The following is a 17,367-nucleotide window of genomic DNA, read 5'->3' on the forward strand; positions in this document are numbered from 1 at the left end:
AAAAGCTGATTATTTAATAATCAGCTTTTTTGTTGTTTGTAAATTTCCTGATTGGATAGATACAAAGTATAAACCGGTGCTATAATCATTCACATCAACTTTGATAAGATTATCGTTCTTTCTAGCCTCAAGATTATGGATTACTTGACCTAGGCTATTCATTATTTGAATATTTAAATCCTCCTGAAGGTTAGAATTATCTATTTCTAAGTATACCATATCACTCGCTGGATTAGGATATAAAGAAATTGCTTGAGCTAGTTTGTTTTCTTTACTCGATAATGTGCTAGTTAATGCTATATTATCTATAAAAGTACTGTTGCTATAATCATTCTGATTATTAAATTTTAATAGAATATCGTTTCCTACGTAGGCAGTTAAATCGATAGTCTCTGTTCTCCAGTCTGCAGCAGAACTAGGTACAAATGTAGAAGCCGTGTATCCTACAGTAGCAAGCGTAAGTCCATCTTTAAAATAAATTTCAGTAAACGTAGCACCACAGTCTGTAGAAATATCTACACTCAATCCGTCATTATAAGAAGCAGACCACTGAGCTTTTGAAAGATCAAAGGTTAATACAGCAGTGCCATTAAAATTTAAATCATAATAATTTGTCGTAAAACTATCCACTTGTCCACGTGCACTGTACGCAACACCATCAAGGAACACCACTGTAGTAGGTGAGCCATTAATCCCGATGATATTTGTTTGTTCTACCCAAGTTCGAGCACCATCTGGATTGCTGACATTCCATCCTTCTGGTACAAACCCATTAATGTCAAATGGCTCAGCAACATCCAAAACTACTGCACTTACAGCCGCATAGAAATCAAGTTCTTTTTCATCATTCACAATTTGTTCATCACCATTTATACTTACCCAAACTTTGAGAGTATCAGCTCCGTTTGTAGTGACTGTGACAGGCGTTGAAAAATTGTAGATGATGGAGCCTCCAGAATTAAGAGTTCCATTATAAGTTTCTTGAACAACAGCATTATTTCCTATTTGATAAGATACCATAAAATTAGATTGTGCTTGAGAACCTAAATTTTCAATATTTGCTGATATAACTATGGGACCTGAATTACAAATCGTTTGAAAATCAGATGCAGTATTTAGAATACTCGAAACTGAAAGGTCGTCACTTAGAGAACAGTTGAGCAATCCACTACCATCATATTCAATAGCATTTGAGCGTAAACTGGTCCAGCCACTTCCTCCTTTTGCTTGCACGGCAATCCATTGTACATCGCTAGGATTTGTAATAGGAATGCTATAGCTCAAAGTATTACTTGTCCCCACAACTTCCATGAATTTTTGCCCCAAAGTATAAATATCATAAGAGGTTGCTCCAGCCACTGGGTTCCAGGATATCGTTATGTAAGTAGGACAAACTTGTGATATGGTTATTCCATTAACTCTTTCGGCAATAGAAAAAAGAGCGTCACTAGTGTCACTCATTCCACTGCTATTTGATATTCTAACTAAACATTTTCCAGAAACATCATTAGGAACTGTCCATTCATATAGACGATCATTGCTACCTACAATTGCAATCGTATTCCACGATGCACCATCATTTGAACTGTATTCTAAGGTGTGATTTCCAACAGTGTTCACCGCATCCCATTGTATAAATTCTGTACTACCAGGAGTAAATGACTCGCCTCCATCTGGAAAGGTGATTGTTAAGTTATCTTGAATTACTTCATATACTATAAAATAATTTTGAGCACCCATAGGAATATTAAAACCATTTACGTTAATGTTATAATTTCCAGCCGCAGGATTATTAATAAGGACTTGTTCCATGTTGTTAAGTCGATCTACACCTGTTGTTGCTGGTTGATTTAAGGTAATGGTACTGGCATTACTGTTAAGAACCCATGGATTATTTGTTGTTCCATCAGGCTGAGTGACTGTTAAATCTAGATCATTAACTAAGGCAGTAGTAGCTCCTGCAGTAGCTGCTGGATCATTCCAGTATAACATTACTTTTAATTGAGTCGTATTTGCTGGAATAGCAATCATTCTATTTTGAGTAACACCTTGACTTATCGATCTATTAAAAAACCTTCCATCTTCAAGCAACTTAACTGCTCTTAGACCATTTACTATTCCCCAGCCATATCTAAAATCGGGACCTATATTACCTGCATCATTTGCAGTGTTCAACATTATAGCCTTTATTAAAGCAGACTCTGGAGCGACAGCAAACTGCCCACCTAAACTTATGTAAGCGCTATATAATTGTGCAGCTACACCAGCAATTCCTGGAGCAGCACCTGATGTACCTCCAAATGATAGATAATCATTATCCTCATCAGTCGAGATATGACCTTGCCCGTGTGCCGTAATATCTGGTTTTATCCTTCCATCAGTAGCAGGACCTTTACTGCTGCTTGTTGCAAGTGTTCCATCTTCGTTCACGTTTGCTGTTGCAATAACATTTTTACCTTGTTTATGACCACCCGTAATATTTCCCCATCCACTAACTCCATAACCACAATCAGCAGTACCTGAGTTACCTGCAGAGAATACATGTAATAAACTCGTGTTAGAGTTAATTTGGGAATCGACGGTTTGTGCTGTTGTTGTATAACCACCGTTACAGCCATTTCCATAGGAAGAGTTTGTAATTTGAACACTTCCGTTTGCTATGAGTGAAGTAGTTGGTAAATCCAGAAACGACGATGCATAATTTGATACAAATACATTTGATCCAGCCGCCATTCCTCGATTCTCTGGATTTAAATTTCCAGCTCCAGCAAGTATTCCAGCAACTCCATCACCGTGAGTTTGACCAGTTCCATTTGCTTGAGAGTTATCTATTCTACCTTCAAAATCTATGTGCGGACCTACAATACCATCATCTCTAACCAGAACACCTATTCCAGCGCCAGTATAATTTCTTCCACCTACTTGCTGCGTATCTAGATTGCTAGATCTGTGTAAACCTCTACCATCAGTATCTTCCTTAACAGATGGTGGCGTGATTACTTCCATGTATTGTACAAAATTTTGAGAAGCTATATGTTGAATGCGGTCATTTTCTATGGCTGCTATCGCAAGCTGTCCGGTAGAAAAAATTTCTATCACTTCTACATTATTATTTTTAAGAATAAGATGGATATTCTCAGGAGTAAGCATGTCAAAGTAACGTATCTGAACGAGTGTTTTATTTCCTCGTGATGCCCAGTCACCTATAGTTTCATTTTTTAATTCATGCGACATTTTCATGCTTGTGTCATATGGAGCAATCGTAATAACACCTTTTTGTTTTAAAAACGTTGGGCTTATTCCTTGTGGCGCAGTAAACGCATAGGTTCTATGTGGAATATATGCATCGAGCGTGATTCCAGCAGCTTTTAATTCTTCTTGAATCGCTAGAGTAGGAGTTTGAGCAAATTGCATCCAGCCTGTATAGCGATTATTAAGAACGCTATTTGACGGATATTCGCTCCACTGAAAATTATCAATGTTTGAATTCATTGCAATGACATCACCTTGAAAGTCGATTGGGTAGGCGTCTTGTGCATTACTCATTAAACTTATAAGTAGCACATTAACAGCTATTAGTAGTTTAATTTTACTTAAAATTTGTAACTTAGAATTCATCTTGTTTTATTTATAATAAATAATAGGCTTTAAATATAGGCCCTAAACTTCACAATTAGATAACAGTTCTATAGAATCTATTTATGGTTTAAGATCACGCTTTCGCGAAAGCGTTTTCATTAAACAAAACAAGAGTTCAAACTGGCTTTTTAAATTTTAATCACATTGTTAATAGTCGGTATAGTGTTTGCGATAAGTACTTGAGCATATTTATTAACTTTGTATTAAACCATAATTATGGGAATTCTATCACGTCGCAAAAACAAAAAGTACAGTTACGAGCCTCGCTATTTTAAGCAAGAGGAAGGAAGACGACCGTTTGAGATGAAAAATAAATTTGATGAACACCGCACTACTATTGATGCTGGTGGCATTAAAAATAGATTTCATACGGCAATGAATGATTATAAACAAGGTATCGATGCTGCTGTTAAAATGCGTCTATATATAATAATTGCGATTTTATTGCTGGTATTCTTATGGTTGATTGACTTTGATTTATCCATTTTTAAAATCTAGATTGACTGCATGTCTGACATTATAAGATTACTGCCCGACCATGTGGCAAATCAGATTGCTGCTGGAGAAGTAGTACAACGACCAGCTAGTGTAGTAAAAGAATTACTAGAAAATGCGATCGACGCAGGAGCTAGCCAGATTACGCTCATTATTAAAGACGCTGGTAAAACGGTAATCCAAGTCATAGATAATGGTAAAGGAATGAGCATGACTGATGCTCGCATGGCGTTTGAAAGACACGCTACTTCCAAGATTACAAACGCAAACGATCTTTTTAATCTACACACTAAAGGTTTCCGTGGAGAAGCACTTGCCTCAGTAGCGGCGATTGCTCATGTTACTTTGAAAACGTGTAGGGAAGAAGACGATTTAGGTACCATACTGGAAATAGAAGGAAGTAAAGTTACTAATCAAGAACCTGTGGTCACGCCTAAAGGAACCATGATAAGCGTGCGCAACTTATTCTTTAATGTTCCGGCACGTCGCAAATTCTTAAAGTCAGATAATGTGGAACTACGTAACATCACTGACGAGTTTCATAGAGTTGCCATGGCGCATCCTCAGGTAGGATTGAAATTTACAAGTAATGATACAGAGCTTTTCAATTTACCTATTTCAAATTATCGACAGCGTATCGTTAACATAATGGGCGCAAAGACTAACGAGAAGCTTGTTCCTGTTGAAGAAGAAACGGAATTAGTAACTATTACAGGATTTGTAGGCAAGCCAGAGTTTGCCCGTAAAACTAAAGGATTACAATACTTTTTTGTGAACGATCGCTTTATCAAGCACAATTATTTGCATCATGCGGTAACGAGTGCGTTTGATGGTTTACTTAAGGATAAAAATAATCCAACCTATTTTTTATTTCTAGACGTTCCTAAGGATAGTGTAGATATCAATATTCACCCTACTAAAACGGAAGTCAAGTTTGACGATGAGCACAGTCTGTACGCCATAGTAAGAGCAAGCGTGAAGCACGCGCTTGGACAGTTTAGTATTAATGCCATAGACTTTGATAAAGAACCACAATATGAGGTTCCTTATGAATATACTAAGAAGAACTCGAGCTCACCAAAGATTGAAGTCAATCCTGATTTCAATCCGTTTTCTAGTAATAACAGTAGTTCTAGAAAGGAAACACCATCTTATTCTAAGCCAGCTCCACAAGCCTGGGAATCACTTTATGCAGGTTTAGAAGATTCATCTGAGCTTATAGATGAGACCGAGGAAACTTCTATGTCACCTTCTTTATTTGAAGATGATCATGCGTCACGCAATATTTTTCAATTGCAACGCAAGTTCATTATAAGCACCTTAAAAAGTGGTATGCTCGTCATTCATCAAAATCGTGCTCACGAGCGTATTCTTTATGAGCAATTATTAAAACACATCACGGTTCAACGAGGAACGAGTCAGCAATTGCTTTTTCCATTACGATTAAATTTACCAGTAGATGAGGTTGCTATTTTAACACAATTACAAGAACAGCTGGAGCAGACTGGTTTTATCTTTAAAACTTTGGAAAACAATCTCGTTGAAATCGACGGATTGCCTATCCAACTAAAAGAAAAAGATGTTCCTCAAGTCCTGGAAGCAGTGATAAGAGATAGTGAGCTGGATTTACCAGAAGAAAGTTTTTCCCAGTCCGATAGACTTGCAGCTACCATGGCGCGAGGAATGGCAATTAAATCAGGAGAGTCTATGAGTCAAGAGGCGATGGAGCATCTCGTAGATGAGTTGTTTGCTTGTAAGGAATGTGAGCTTACGGCTCAGGGAAAAAAGGTTTTTATAAATATTACAGGCGACAGCCTCAATTTAAAGTTTAATTAAAAATGTTTAATAACATCACGCCTGTAGTAAAAGGCATTATCATACTTAACGTAGTATTCTATATAGGAACTGTTTTTATAGCTCCTGATTTATACGATACGTTTGCACTTCACTTCTTCAATGATCCTAGATTTCATTTTTGGCAACCTATCACGCACATGTTCATGCATGATGATAGTAATTTGCTGCACTTAATTATGAATATGTATGTGTTGATGATTTTTGGTCCACCGTTAGAAAAATGGATGGGAAATAATAAATTCATTTTCTTTTATTTAAGTTCTGGAATAGGAGCTTACTTGTTAACCACGGGAATAGATTATTATCATTATATATCCATGTCGCAAGAATGGATAGAAGCAGGAATGTCTCAAGAAATGGTGTCTGAACGTTTATATGGAACGGCTATAGATCCTAATTTTTGGGGTGTGATGGTAGGAGCCAGTGGTTGTACCTTTGGTGTACTTGCTGGTTTTGCTTACTTATATCCTAATATTAAATTACAAATCTTATTTATACCATTTCCTATCGCCGCAAAATGGTTAATAGGTGCTTACTTCCTTTATGAAACTATAGCAACACTTGGCCTTACAGGAGTTCAAGATAATATAGGTCATGCTGCTCACGTAGGTGGCGCCATCATAGGATTTATAATAACATGGTACTGGAAAAGAAATAGCATGGATCAATACCGCTGGGATTAATGAACTTTATAGATGATTTAAAAAGAAAGTACGCTACTCAATCTGCTTTAGGGCAATTGATTGTAATTATAGTTGCGGTAACTTTGGGAACTTGGTTGCTAGGCTGGATTGTTCCTGCGGCTTATAAATGGTTTTCATTACCTGCAGGATTATGGGCAACATTGCTGCAACCATGGTCTATTTTAACTTATGGATTCCTGCATTCAGATATTATTCATTTGTTTTTTAATATGTTGATTCTGTGGAGTTTTGGTGGTATGATGCTTAATTTTTTCAACACTCGACAGCTCTTTACTTTATTCTTTGCTGGTATTTTAAGTGGTGCTGCGTTTTTTCTACTTGGTGTAAGTTTATTTCCAAGTTTTGTAGGTCTAGCATCATTAATAGGTGCTAGTGCTGGAGTCTATGCCGTTGTGATTTTTATGTGCGCTTACCAGCCAGAAACTGAAGTGAGATTGATTTTTTTCAATTTAAAACTTAAGTATATAGGTTATGCTTTAATCGTTATTTCACTTGCAGGAATTTTTGGAAGATTGAATGTAGGTGGAAACCTTGCTCATCTAGGTGGAGCAGCTATAGGATACTATGCAGCGATTAAAATGAAAGAAGGAATCGATATTCTTAAAGGTTTAGCTTCCATGGGTGATTCTTTTATGGGCTTGTTCAAGTCTTCTCCTAAGAAGGAGAAAAAGGCCAAAATGAAAACCGTTTATCGCAACAAGAACACAAAGAAAAGCACACCTTCAAATAAATCTGAGCAGCAAGTTAAAATAGATAGTATTCTCGATAAGATTTCGGCAAGTGGTTATGAGAGTCTTACGAAAGCAGAGAAAGATTTCTTATTTAAGGCTGGAAAGGACTAGATTATCATTGTTAATGACGCTTTCGCGAAAGCGTATTAAAAAGTAGTCTTCTCATCATCCTCTGGCAAGTATGGTCGTGGTAATTGCCATTTAAACCTTACAGCGAGTAATCTTATAGCTATAACGCAAGATCCTGCGATAACAAAAATTAAGTTCTCAAGAATTTGAAATTCCATTAATATAAAATAAACAGATCCACCAGCAATACATGCTGTGGCATAAATATTCTTGCGGAATATTACTGGAATCTCGTTGACTAGAATATCTCTTATCACACCACCGAAACATGCTGTAATACAACCTAGTGTGATGCAAACTAATGGATGTAATCCTGCCACAAGTCCCATTTCTAGACCTACTACAGTATAAAGACCTATTCCTATGGTGTCAAAAAGGAATAACGTTTTACGTAATTTGAGTAGTCTTTTACTGAATATAAAGGTGACCAATACACAAACTAGAATCGTATAAACTAAATTCATATTTGTCATCCAGGAAACGGGACTTACTCCTAGAAGTATGTCTCTTAATGTACCACCGCCAGCAGCGGTGACAAATGCTATAATGGCAACACCAAATGCGTCTAACTTTTTATTAATTCCCGCTAGCGCTCCAGAAATAGCAAAGGCTATAGTTCCAAGAAAATCAACTACTTGTATAAAATCCATCTAGTGTCCTTGAGTAAGATAAGTGTAGTCTTTTAAAACTGTACGTATAAAAATACCATCGCGTAGCTCTGATTTTATATGAAGTAATTCTTCTACCTTATCACGCAATTGATTGAGCGCTTTAAAATCACGACTCTCTGCAGCAAGTCTGTAGATTTCTTTAATCTCATTCACGTCGTTATCACTTAAATTGTTAACCATTAAAAAAGTAGGTTCATAATGTTCATCTACATCTTCAAGAATGGTATGGCTTATTTTAGTTTTCTTGCGAGCATCAATCACTATAGTGTCTGATGCTGAGTCGCCCAAACGCTGTTTTTTCTCTGTAAAAATAATAGACATGATTCCTACACTACCTGAGGTAAACCATATATCAATAGGTCTTAACAACCAAGAAACTAAATAATCGGACCAGCGCGCTGGAGAACCGTCTATTTTTACCACTTTCATTTTCATGATAAACTTACCTGGTGTACGACCACCAAAAACGATATTAAAGAACAAACTATAGAAAGCTATAGGTAATAATAGAAATTGTGACACTCCAAAAAACGTATTATCATTTACCATAGATTCAAATCCTAAGCCTATATAATTGATAATGGTTTGATATAAACCCATGATTACTAGGTCTATCAATAACGCAACTATGCGATGTCCCAGACTGGATACATTATAGTTGATATTAACATTTTGAGCAGTATTTACATTTGTGTTGGACATGCTGAATTTAGTTTTTATCTTAGCCAAAAATCGTGCTATGCGTGAAGCAGCTTTTGTGAAGCAAAATAAAGAAAAATGGATGGCTTTTGAGAAGGCTCTTGACTCAAATTCAAAAATAGATCCAGATTATCTCGCAGAACTTTACATACAATTAACTAACGATTTATCGTTTGCCCAAACTTATTACAAAAAAAGCAAAACTCTGTTGTATTTAAATTCTTTGGCAAGTCAAGCGCATCAAAAAATTTATATCAATAAAAAAGAAAGTGGGAACACGATTCTTGAATTTTGGAGAAAGGATTTTCCGCTCTTTTTTGCAGATCATCAACGTACTATGTTTTATGCATTTTCCATATTTATGATCGCTGTCGCAATAGGAGCTATAAGTACCATTTATGATGATTCATTTACACGATTGATTTTAGGAGATGCTTATGTAAATAAAACACTTCAAAATATAAGAGAAGGAAATCCAGCAGGAATTTATCAGTCTGAAGGTGCACTGGGAATGTCTTTATGGATTACCATTAATAACATAAGAGTAGGAATGATTTGCTTTGCCGCAGGATTGCTTACCTCTGTAGGATCGGGATATATCTTATTTAATAATGGAGTAATGGTGGGAACCTTTTTTGCTATGTTCTCAAATGAAGACGTGGCCTTAGAATCCTGGAGCGTGATTATGCTTCATGGAACGATTGAGCTTTCTGTTATTGTAATTTGTGGAGCGGCAGGAATGATTATGGGAAATTCTATTTTATTTCCAGGCACTTATTCCAGGCGAGTTTCTTTTGTTAAAGGCGCAAAAAAAGGTCTCAAAGTTTTAATCAGCACCATACCTTTGTTTATTGTAGCTGGTTTTATAGAAGGTTTTGTAACGCGATATGCGTTCATGCCAGCTATTTTAAAGTACAGCATCGTGTTAGTGAGTGCTGCGATTATCATAGGATATTACGTTATTTATCCTATCCATTTAAAAAGAAAGAATGAAGAAATACATAGAACCCAGACTGCGTAGGGATTTTGGTGGGATCATATCTGCTTACTTTGATTTTCTGAAAGGAAATGTCAAGGAAATCGTGAATATGTTCATAGGGTACAATGGTGTTTTTGTCATTTTCCTATTGATAAGTACTTACATGGTTGTTACTGGAGCAGTAGCTTTAACCGTTGCACAGAATAATACGAGTTTTGGATCTTCAAATCCAGAGGAATCGGCAGCTGTTTTAACTGGACTAGGATTTATATTCTGGATCATTATTATTTTAATTGCGACCTTACTCAATTATAGTTTATCGAGTGCTTATGTAAGTCTATATGAGCAGCGCAAGATGAATAATATCCCACGTAAAGACGCGTGGCATAAAGCAAAACGTCATTTAGGTGGTTTGTTTCTTGTGGCGCTTACTGCAGTAGGATTGTATTTTATATATGTCATCGTGCAGCTCGTTCTAGCATTTATCCCATTATTAGGATCTATAGCGAGTATTTTTATAGGACTAGGATTTAATGCGTGGATCAGTTTGACCATATTCAGTTATGTGCATAATGAAGATTCTACGGTTTTTGCAGCTTTTGGAGAAGCTTGGGAATTACTCTTCAGCTCTTTCTGGAAAGCTATAGGCGTGAATTTTGTACTAGGATTGATTATTCAGGTATGCTTATTTGCTATTAACATTGTACCATCTATACTAGTAGGAGTTTATATTTTCCATACCATAGACACTGGAACTGGATTGGATGAGAGCGTTTTTGGCCAGATTCTTATCGTAGTACTCATTACACTTTTTTCATTAATCATTATGTTTATACAACTGCTATCACAAACCATTAATGCATTTGTATATTTCAATCTACACGAGTTTAAAAATAATACCTTCTTGCGTTCCCGTATTGAGAAATTAGGTGATACCGCATGAGAAAATTAATAATATTATTAGTTGTTCTTGGTTCCGCTTTCGCGAAAGCGCAATCCATACAAGATCTCATTCCCAAAATAGAAGAACGTCCTCGAGAAATCACAGACACTCTTAATAGGGATTATGACGATCGCAGTCTTACTGTGCCAGATCTGGGCGAGGATTTAAGAGAGACTTATACAGGAAATGACTACTATTATTACCAAGTAAATGATGATGGAGAGAATTTTTTCACTCGTTTCTTAAATGGAATATTTAACTGGATCGGTGATGTATTTGGGATAGAAGTAAGTCCATTCTGGGCTCAAGTATTGAAAATCTTAGTCTTTATATTAATGGCAGCAGTTGGTATTTACTTTTTAGTACGATTGCTTTCTAATGAAAGTCCGCAGGCATTACTGAGTCGCAATTCTCGCATGGCAGCATCTGTAAACATGGAAGAAACCCATATCGAGCAAATAGATCTAGGACAATTGATTAAGGATAGTATCGCTACTGGAAATTATAGAAATGCGGTGCGTTATCTATATCTCGATTCCTTAAAATGGCTCAGTACAAATGATAAAATAGATTGGGATTTTCAAAAAACAAATTCCGATTACTATCGTGAACTTAAAGAACCAGGTTTAAAGGAACACTTTAAAAAGATCTCCTATTTATATGACTATGTCTGGTACGGCGAGTTTGAGCTGCAAGAAAACAGTTTTCAAGATGCTAGAAACCAGTTTGAATCTCTTAAAAATCACGCGTCATGATAGATAAGAGAGCAAAAACGATTCTATACATATTGCTAGGAGTAATCGTATTACTGTTTGCATTTGAAAGCAGCAGACCACGACCCTTAAACTGGGAAATGAGTTTTACTAGTGGTGATAAAATCCCTTTTGGTTCTTATGTATTGTATGACCAGCTGGATGAGATGTTTCAAGGAAATAAGGTGCAATCTGTGGATCAAGTTCCTGTAGATTTTTTATTAGAAAATGATTCTATCACAGACGCAAACTACATTTTTATTAATGACTATCTCAGTTTTGACAGTGTTGAGACCGATTACTTAATGGAGTTTGTTGCTCGTGGTAATAAGGTCTTTATTGCTAGCGCAGGAGCTTATGGTGAACTGGCAGACACCTTAGGACTGGAGTCTAACTCTACGGGATATTACACCTATTCTAAAAGAGATACTATAAGAACCCGATTAGTAAATAAGAAATTTAAAGATCGCAGTTATGTTTATGACATAGGCGGCGATTATAAATACTTTGAAGAATACGATACACTGCGTACTAAAGTGCTAGGAGAAATTCTTGCCTTTGAACCATCTAAAGGCTACATCGCAGATTATCTCAACGAAACACTCGGTGATGATGAGGTAGAAGAAGCTTCTCAAAATAATGATGTTGATATCGAGGAAACTGATGATGAATATTATGAACAAATAGAAGACTTTGAGGAACCTACTAAAGAGGAAAAAAGATTAACTCGTGAAACACCTCAAGTTAATTTCATAGAAGTGAAAGTAGGTGATGGTGCTTTTTATTACAATTTGAATCCTATAGCGTTTACTAATTATTACATGCTCAAGGATGGAAAACATCAGTACGTAGTAGAGTCTCTGGCTTATATGAATGATGGGCCTGTTTTCTTTGATGATTATGGAAAGCGTGGTCGTAAAGTTATAACTTCTCCTATGCGATTTGTATTATCGCAGCCAGCGTTAAAATGGGCTTATTACATTGCCTTACTAGCGGTGGTTTTATATATGATATTTGCCAGTAAAAGACGCCAGCGTATCATTCCTATTGTAAAACCACTGGCAAATAGTAGTGTAGAATTTACTAAAACCATAGGTAGTTTATATTATCAAACTGGTGATTACAGTAGTATAATAGATAAGAAAATTAGTTACTTCTTAGAAAGATTACGATCGCAATACTTTGTGGATACACAAAAACTAGACGATAGATTTATTAAACGACTGGCCGTTAAATCTGGAAAGTCACAAAATTTCACTGAGGATGTCATTCTTTACGTGAATAAATTGCGTGCAAAATCTGTACACAATGAATATGAATTAAAACAACTCAATAAAAGGATAGAAGCCTTTTTAAAGGAATAGATATGGAAGAAAATAAAGATCAGCTCCAGCCACAAGACAACCAGCCGCAAACTGGTAATGAGAATAACTCTCAACCAGTTCAAGAACCTGCACAGGAACAATTTGTTCACACTCCAGATTCAGATTCTGGTGCGTCTGCATTTGTTCCAGATCAACCGCAAGTAGTACAACCACCACAACCCGATGGTTTAGCTTTTAAGAATCGTATTGATTTAACCGAGTTATCTGCAGCGGTGGCACAAATCAAAGAGCAACTCAGTAAAGTAATTATAGGTCAAGAAGAAATGATTGATTTATTGATCGTATCTATTCTTGCAAATGGACATTCATTAATAGAAGGAGTTCCTGGTGTAGCAAAAACAGTTACTGCAAAACTGCTCGCCAAAACTATGCAAATAGGTTTTTCACGTATCCAGTTTACACCAGACTTAATGCCTAGTGATATTCTAGGAACTAGCGTTTTCAGTATGAAGAATAATGATTTTGAATTTAAGGCTGGTCCTATATTTTCAAATATTATTCTTATTGATGAGATCAACCGTGCGCCTGCAAAAACGCAAGCAGCACTTTTTGAAGCAATGGCAGAGCGTCAAGTAACCATCGATGGACATGAGTACAATCTTGAAGCTCCGTTTTTAGTATTTGCTACTCAAAATCCGGTGGAACAAGAAGGAACTTATAGATTGCCTGAGGCACAGTTAGACCGTTTCTTGTTTAAAATCAATGTAGATTATCCTAATCTAGAAGAAGAAATTAAAATTCTAGAAGGAAATCACGCTAGAAAAAATGCAGATCCAGAGTCTTTAATAGAAGGAGTACTGTCTGCAGCACAAATAAAGAAGTATCAAACGACGATTAAGGATATCATCATAGAAGATAACTTGATTAAATACATCGCGCAGATTGTATTAAATACGCGTAATAATGCCAACCTATATTTAGGAGCATCACCTCGTGCATCTATTGCTATTATGAATGGATCAAAGGCTTATGCAGCTATCATGGGACGTGATTTTGTTACACCAGATGATATCAAGTATATCGCAAAATCTGTGATGAGACATAGAATCATCCTTACACCAGAACGTGAGATGGAAGGTTTCACTGCAGATAGAGCCGTGGCACAAATTCTAGAAACGATAGAGATACCTAGATAGTGAAGAAAAAGCTCCATAAATTTTATAAGAGTATCTATTTCTCTAAGCGCTTTTTTCAAGTGCTTATTGCGCTTGCGCTGTTATTAATAGTTGCTTTTTTATTTCCTTGGCTTTTTAGTTATTTAAAGTTTGGGTTCTACATATTGATAGCACTAACAGTTTTAGATATATTTCTTGTTTACAGACTTAAAGAAGGAATAAAAGCAAAACGCAACTTGCCGGATAAGCTCTCTAACGGTGATGATAATCCTGTGAATATCGCAGTAGCAAATCAAAATCCTTATAAAATTGCTGTAAAGCTCATAGATGAATTACCTGTTCAGTTTCAAAAACGAGATTTTAAGATTGAAGCAACGATTGCATCTGGAATGACGCAGGAGTATAATTATACGGTGCGACCTGTGGAAAGAGGAGAATATCATTTTGGTTCTTTAAATGTTTATGTATCCAGTTTTCTTGGTTTTATAGAACGCCGCTACCTTTTTGATGCCGATGCGATGGCGCCAACCTATCCGTCGTTTTTACAAATGCGCAAGTATGAGCTTATGGCATTTACTAATAAACTTAAAGACTACGGACTTAAAAAAATACGTAGGATAGGGCACACCATGGAATTTGAACAAATTAAAGATTATGTTCCAGGTGATGATGTACGCAATATTAACTGGAAAGCTAGTGCTAAGCGTGGCGAACTCATGCTCAACCAGTATCAAGATGAGAAATCACAACCAGTTTATTCTGTTATAGATAAAGGTCGTGTGATGAAAATGCCGTTTGAAGGAATGAAACTTATAGACTACGCAATTAATGCGACACTGGTTATAAGTAACATTGCTTTGAAAAAAGGAGATAAAGCAGGAATGTTTGGTTTCTCGGACCGCATTTCAAATCAAGTCGTCGCTCAAAAAAGAGCTTCACAAATGAATTTGATTCTAGAAACGCTCTATAACGTTGATACCGATTTTAAAGAAAGCGATTTCTCAAGATTGTATATAGACGTCAAACGCAAGATTACTAACCGTAGTTTACTATTGCTGTATACTAATTTTGAAACGCTCGATGCGCTTCATAGACAATTACCTTATCTACAAGCCATTGCCAAAAATCACTTACTTGTCGTGATCTTCTTTGAAAACACAGAGCTCAAAAAGATGCTTACTGAAGAAGTAGATACTACACGAGAGATTTTTGACAAGACCATTGCTGAGAAGTTCATCTATGAGAAAAAACTCATCGTGAACGAGTTGAATAAGTACGGTATTCAAACCATACTTACAGAACCACAGCATCTTACGGTAAATACGATTAATAAATATCTAGAGATTAAAGCGAGAGGATTATTGTAATTCAATTTTATGAAAAAGAAGAAATTGTACTTTTTTAGTATTTCCTGGCGCAATTATCCTACTTGGTTAATCATAGTATTCACAATCATTATATGTTTTACATATATTTCACTGAGGTTTCTAGCGGAAGATACTATAGTAGACGATATTATAGGAGCCGTGTTTTGGCTTTCTTTTTATGGTTATTTTATATTTCAGTGGACCTGTAAAAACGCAGTTTTTTACAAACATGCAGATCATTACAGTATAAAAATCAATGGAAAGAAATTAGATTTTGATTTAAAATTTCTAAGTGAAGCCTGGATAGAAGATAATCAACTCCACATACGCCGTATTAATAGAGTAGATTCTTTTCCTCTAAATCATTTACGTCAAGAAGATGTCGATAAGTTGATGGGCATTTTAAAAGAGTATGAGCCGCAGGAGGCGTAGTGATTAATTCAATTGATCTTTTTTTACAAACACTGTAAACACCCAACTCTTATCTTCCCATACCTATCGGTAGGCAGGCCTCGTAGGGAAGACGGTAATTTTGGAATACATGAATTAATCGATTAATGTTATAGGTTAGGCTTTCCCTTGAGGGAAATGTCCGCAGGACAATGGGTGTGGCGCTTGAGTGAAGAACATCCATGTAAACCCTAAGATAATTTATTCTGCTAGGCTTAAATCCTTATTATTACGGCCATTTTACACTTCAGTATCAATTTATGACAGTTGGGTAGTTTTGAATTCGCTTTCGCGAAAGCGTGATGCATATTTGTATCATCAAACAACAAAAACCTTACTATTATGAAAACTGTAATCACAACCATCGCATTATTTATTTCTTTATTAAGCTTTGCACAAGAAGCAACACACACCTTAAAAGTAACTGTGCCTAACGCAACCAGCGACAAAGGCGAAATGGTATTTGCACTCAATACAGAGGCAACATTCATGAAAACAGAACCTATTCAAAGTGCAGCTATCAAAATAGTAGATGGAGTAGCAACGGTAACTTTTGAAAACGTACCAGCTGGAGAATACTCGGTAATAGTGCTTCACGATCTGAATGGTAATCAAAGAATGGATTTTGAAAACGGTATGCCTACTGAAAACTATAGCGTGAGCGGTGGACAAATAAGCTATGGTCCACCAAATTTTGGAGATTCTAAGTTTACTTTAAAAGAAGATATGGAAATGAGTATCAGACTGTAATACAAACTCACTTTTTCTAAACTCATTATTGACATCTAGTCGGTAATGAGTTTTTTTATGAATTCCAGTTTGAACTCGAACTCGAACTTGAAATTGAATCTAAATTTGAATCAGTATTCCAACAAGCAGGTCTAGAAAAGTCAATGCTATTGTGAAATGTCATCAACTTCCGCTCCGTTTAGGCGTTCTACTGAGCTTGTCGAAGTGACTGGGGAACGGTAACTCAAGAAGGTTAAAATAAAAAGTCACACTACGTACTTTCGTCACAATAAAAAAAGCATTTCCCTTTGCAAAGGGAAAACAGGTGGACGACGAGCTCAGCAACGCTGAGTGAGCCACCAAAAGGGTTTGGCTGTTGAAAAACTGAATTTCAACTCAACTGAAAAAAGAAATATTGTGATTGTCTTGAATTTCCGCACTTGATGCGGAATCTTTTTGAAATCGAAATCGAAATCGAACTCGAACTCGAACCCGAACTTGAACTCGAACTCAAAACTGATTTTTAGCTTAAATACCAAGTTTTAGTTTGAGCGTGATCTGCTTGTTAGTAAAGAAATAAGGACGAGAATGTTATAGTTTTAAAATGTAATGAGCATTATTATATTCTATATGTAATTTTACCTCATTCCTCATTCCTCATTCCTCATACCACATTCCTAATACCTCACATCTAGATAAAATAGTTAATTCTATACAAAACC

At 36.1% G+C, this 17,367-nt stretch carries 15 protein-coding genes; 12 read left to right on the plus strand and 3 right to left on the minus strand.

Annotated features, from left to right (window positions below):
* Window positions 1-9: 9 nt before the first annotated feature.
* Entirely contained in the window at window positions 10-3,618 is a 3,609-nt protein-coding gene (locus ACSHWW_RS06165; protein ID WP_435681549.1) for a S8 family serine peptidase, read from the minus strand.
* A 237-nt stretch (window positions 3,619-3,855) separates the two neighbouring features.
* On the opposite strand from ACSHWW_RS06165, the gene ACSHWW_RS06170 reads away from it, so the two are divergent.
* From ACSHWW_RS06170 to ACSHWW_RS06185, 4 genes are read left to right on the plus strand one after another with little or no spacing between them, the layout of a single operon-like run.
* Entirely contained in the window at window positions 3,856-4,137 is a 282-nt protein-coding gene (locus ACSHWW_RS06170) for a riboflavin synthase subunit beta (RefSeq protein ID WP_435681550.1), read from the plus strand.
* Window positions 4,138-4,146: 9 nt separating this feature from the next.
* Window positions 4,147-5,970, plus strand: a complete 1,824-nt coding sequence (gene mutL, locus ACSHWW_RS06175) for a DNA mismatch repair endonuclease MutL (RefSeq protein ID WP_435681551.1) — start codon at window positions 4,147-4,149, stop codon at window positions 5,968-5,970.
* Between the two features lie 2 nt (window positions 5,971-5,972).
* Entirely contained in the window at window positions 5,973-6,674 is a 702-nt protein-coding gene (locus ACSHWW_RS06180) for a rhomboid family intramembrane serine protease (RefSeq protein WP_435681552.1), read from the plus strand.
* A complete protein-coding gene (locus tag ACSHWW_RS06185; RefSeq protein WP_435681553.1) occupies window positions 6,674-7,537 on the plus strand; it encodes a rhomboid family intramembrane serine protease in 864 nt (287 codons plus the stop codon). Before ACSHWW_RS06180 ends, ACSHWW_RS06185 begins: the two co-directional genes overlap by 1 nt.
* Window positions 7,538-7,572: 35 nt before the next feature.
* Here the strand turns inward: ACSHWW_RS06185 and ACSHWW_RS06190 are convergent, their stop codons facing one another.
* Both ACSHWW_RS06190 and ACSHWW_RS06195 read right to left on the minus strand, forming a co-directional pair.
* Window positions 7,573-8,205: a trimeric intracellular cation channel family protein gene (locus ACSHWW_RS06190; protein ID WP_435681554.1), complete on the minus strand. Its 633-nt coding sequence runs from the start codon at window positions 8,203-8,205 to the stop codon at window positions 7,573-7,575.
* Window positions 8,206-8,928: an RDD family protein gene (locus ACSHWW_RS06195; RefSeq protein ID WP_435681555.1), complete on the minus strand. Its 723-nt coding sequence runs from the start codon at window positions 8,926-8,928 to the stop codon at window positions 8,206-8,208.
* A gap of 37 nt (window positions 8,929-8,965) precedes the next feature.
* On the opposite strand from ACSHWW_RS06195, the gene ACSHWW_RS06200 reads away from it, so the two are divergent.
* The 8 genes from ACSHWW_RS06200 (at window position 8,966) to ACSHWW_RS06235 (ending at window position 16,666) form a co-directional block, all read left to right on the plus strand.
* Window positions 8,966-9,946, plus strand: coding sequence for a stage II sporulation protein M (locus ACSHWW_RS06200; protein ID WP_435681556.1), 981 nt, complete (start codon window positions 8,966-8,968; stop codon window positions 9,944-9,946).
* Entirely contained in the window at window positions 9,915-10,847 is a 933-nt protein-coding gene (locus ACSHWW_RS06205; RefSeq protein ID WP_435681557.1) for a hypothetical protein, read from the plus strand. The genes ACSHWW_RS06200 and ACSHWW_RS06205 overlap by 32 nt, the downstream gene beginning before the upstream one ends.
* On the plus strand, window positions 10,844-11,602 hold the full coding sequence (locus tag ACSHWW_RS06210) for a DUF4129 domain-containing protein (protein ID WP_435681558.1): 759 nt from the start codon (window positions 10,844-10,846) through the stop codon (window positions 11,600-11,602). The genes ACSHWW_RS06205 and ACSHWW_RS06210 overlap by 4 nt, the downstream gene beginning before the upstream one ends.
* Window positions 11,599-12,963, plus strand: a complete 1,365-nt coding sequence (locus tag ACSHWW_RS06215) for a DUF4350 domain-containing protein (RefSeq protein ID WP_435681559.1) — start codon at window positions 11,599-11,601, stop codon at window positions 12,961-12,963. The genes ACSHWW_RS06210 and ACSHWW_RS06215 overlap by 4 nt, the downstream gene beginning before the upstream one ends.
* A gap of 2 nt (window positions 12,964-12,965) precedes the next feature.
* The gene (locus ACSHWW_RS06220; RefSeq protein ID WP_435681560.1) at window positions 12,966-14,120 is read left to right on the plus strand and encodes an AAA family ATPase; all 1,155 of its coding nucleotides are present in this window, start codon (window positions 12,966-12,968) and stop codon (window positions 14,118-14,120) included.
* Window positions 14,121-14,185: 65 nt separating this feature from the next.
* The gene (locus tag ACSHWW_RS06225; RefSeq protein ID WP_435681581.1) at window positions 14,186-15,466 is read left to right on the plus strand and encodes a DUF58 domain-containing protein; all 1,281 of its coding nucleotides are present in this window, start codon (window positions 14,186-14,188) and stop codon (window positions 15,464-15,466) included.
* A 9-nt stretch (window positions 15,467-15,475) separates the two neighbouring features.
* Window positions 15,476-15,898: a hypothetical protein gene (locus ACSHWW_RS06230; RefSeq protein WP_435681561.1), complete on the plus strand. Its 423-nt coding sequence runs from the start codon at window positions 15,476-15,478 to the stop codon at window positions 15,896-15,898.
* Window positions 15,899-16,258: 360 nt separating this feature from the next.
* The gene (locus ACSHWW_RS06235) at window positions 16,259-16,666 is read left to right on the plus strand and encodes a DUF2141 domain-containing protein (protein WP_435681562.1); all 408 of its coding nucleotides are present in this window, start codon (window positions 16,259-16,261) and stop codon (window positions 16,664-16,666) included.
* Window positions 16,667-17,367 lie beyond the last annotated feature (701 nt).

The sequence above is a fragment of the Nonlabens sp. genome, assembly GCF_051251825.1.
Taxonomy (GTDB): domain Bacteria; phylum Bacteroidota; class Bacteroidia; order Flavobacteriales; family Flavobacteriaceae; genus Nonlabens.

Excerpts from the sequence above, each read along its gene's own strand:
- ACSHWW_RS06210 (WP_435681558.1), top strand. The coding sequence starts at position 10,844 with ATGAGAAAATTAATAATATTATTAGTTGTTCTTGGTTCCGCTTTCGCG.
- ACSHWW_RS06165 (WP_435681549.1), bottom strand. The coding sequence starts at position 3,618 with ATGAATTCTAAGTTACAAATTTTAAGTAAAATTAAACTACTAATAGCT.
- mutL (WP_435681551.1), top strand. The coding sequence starts at position 4,147 with ATGTCTGACATTATAAGATTACTGCCCGACCATGTGGCAAATCAGATT.
- ACSHWW_RS06185 (WP_435681553.1), top strand. The coding sequence starts at position 6,674 with ATGAACTTTATAGATGATTTAAAAAGAAAGTACGCTACTCAATCTGCT.
- ACSHWW_RS06205 (WP_435681557.1), top strand. The coding sequence starts at position 9,915 with ATGAAGAAATACATAGAACCCAGACTGCGTAGGGATTTTGGTGGGATC.
- ACSHWW_RS06190 (WP_435681554.1), bottom strand. The coding sequence starts at position 8,205 with ATGGATTTTATACAAGTAGTTGATTTTCTTGGAACTATAGCCTTTGCT.
- ACSHWW_RS06230 (WP_435681561.1), top strand. The coding sequence starts at position 15,476 with ATGAAAAAGAAGAAATTGTACTTTTTTAGTATTTCCTGGCGCAATTAT.
- ACSHWW_RS06195 (WP_435681555.1), bottom strand. The coding sequence starts at position 8,928 with ATGTCCAACACAAATGTAAATACTGCTCAAAATGTTAATATCAACTAT.
- ACSHWW_RS06200 (WP_435681556.1), top strand. The coding sequence starts at position 8,966 with ATGCGTGAAGCAGCTTTTGTGAAGCAAAATAAAGAAAAATGGATGGCT.
- ACSHWW_RS06220 (WP_435681560.1), top strand. The coding sequence starts at position 12,966 with ATGGAAGAAAATAAAGATCAGCTCCAGCCACAAGACAACCAGCCGCAA.
- ACSHWW_RS06180 (WP_435681552.1), top strand. The coding sequence starts at position 5,973 with ATGTTTAATAACATCACGCCTGTAGTAAAAGGCATTATCATACTTAAC.
- ACSHWW_RS06170 (WP_435681550.1), top strand. The coding sequence starts at position 3,856 with ATGGGAATTCTATCACGTCGCAAAAACAAAAAGTACAGTTACGAGCCT.
- ACSHWW_RS06235 (WP_435681562.1), top strand. The coding sequence starts at position 16,259 with ATGAAAACTGTAATCACAACCATCGCATTATTTATTTCTTTATTAAGC.
- ACSHWW_RS06215 (WP_435681559.1), top strand. The coding sequence starts at position 11,599 with ATGATAGATAAGAGAGCAAAAACGATTCTATACATATTGCTAGGAGTA.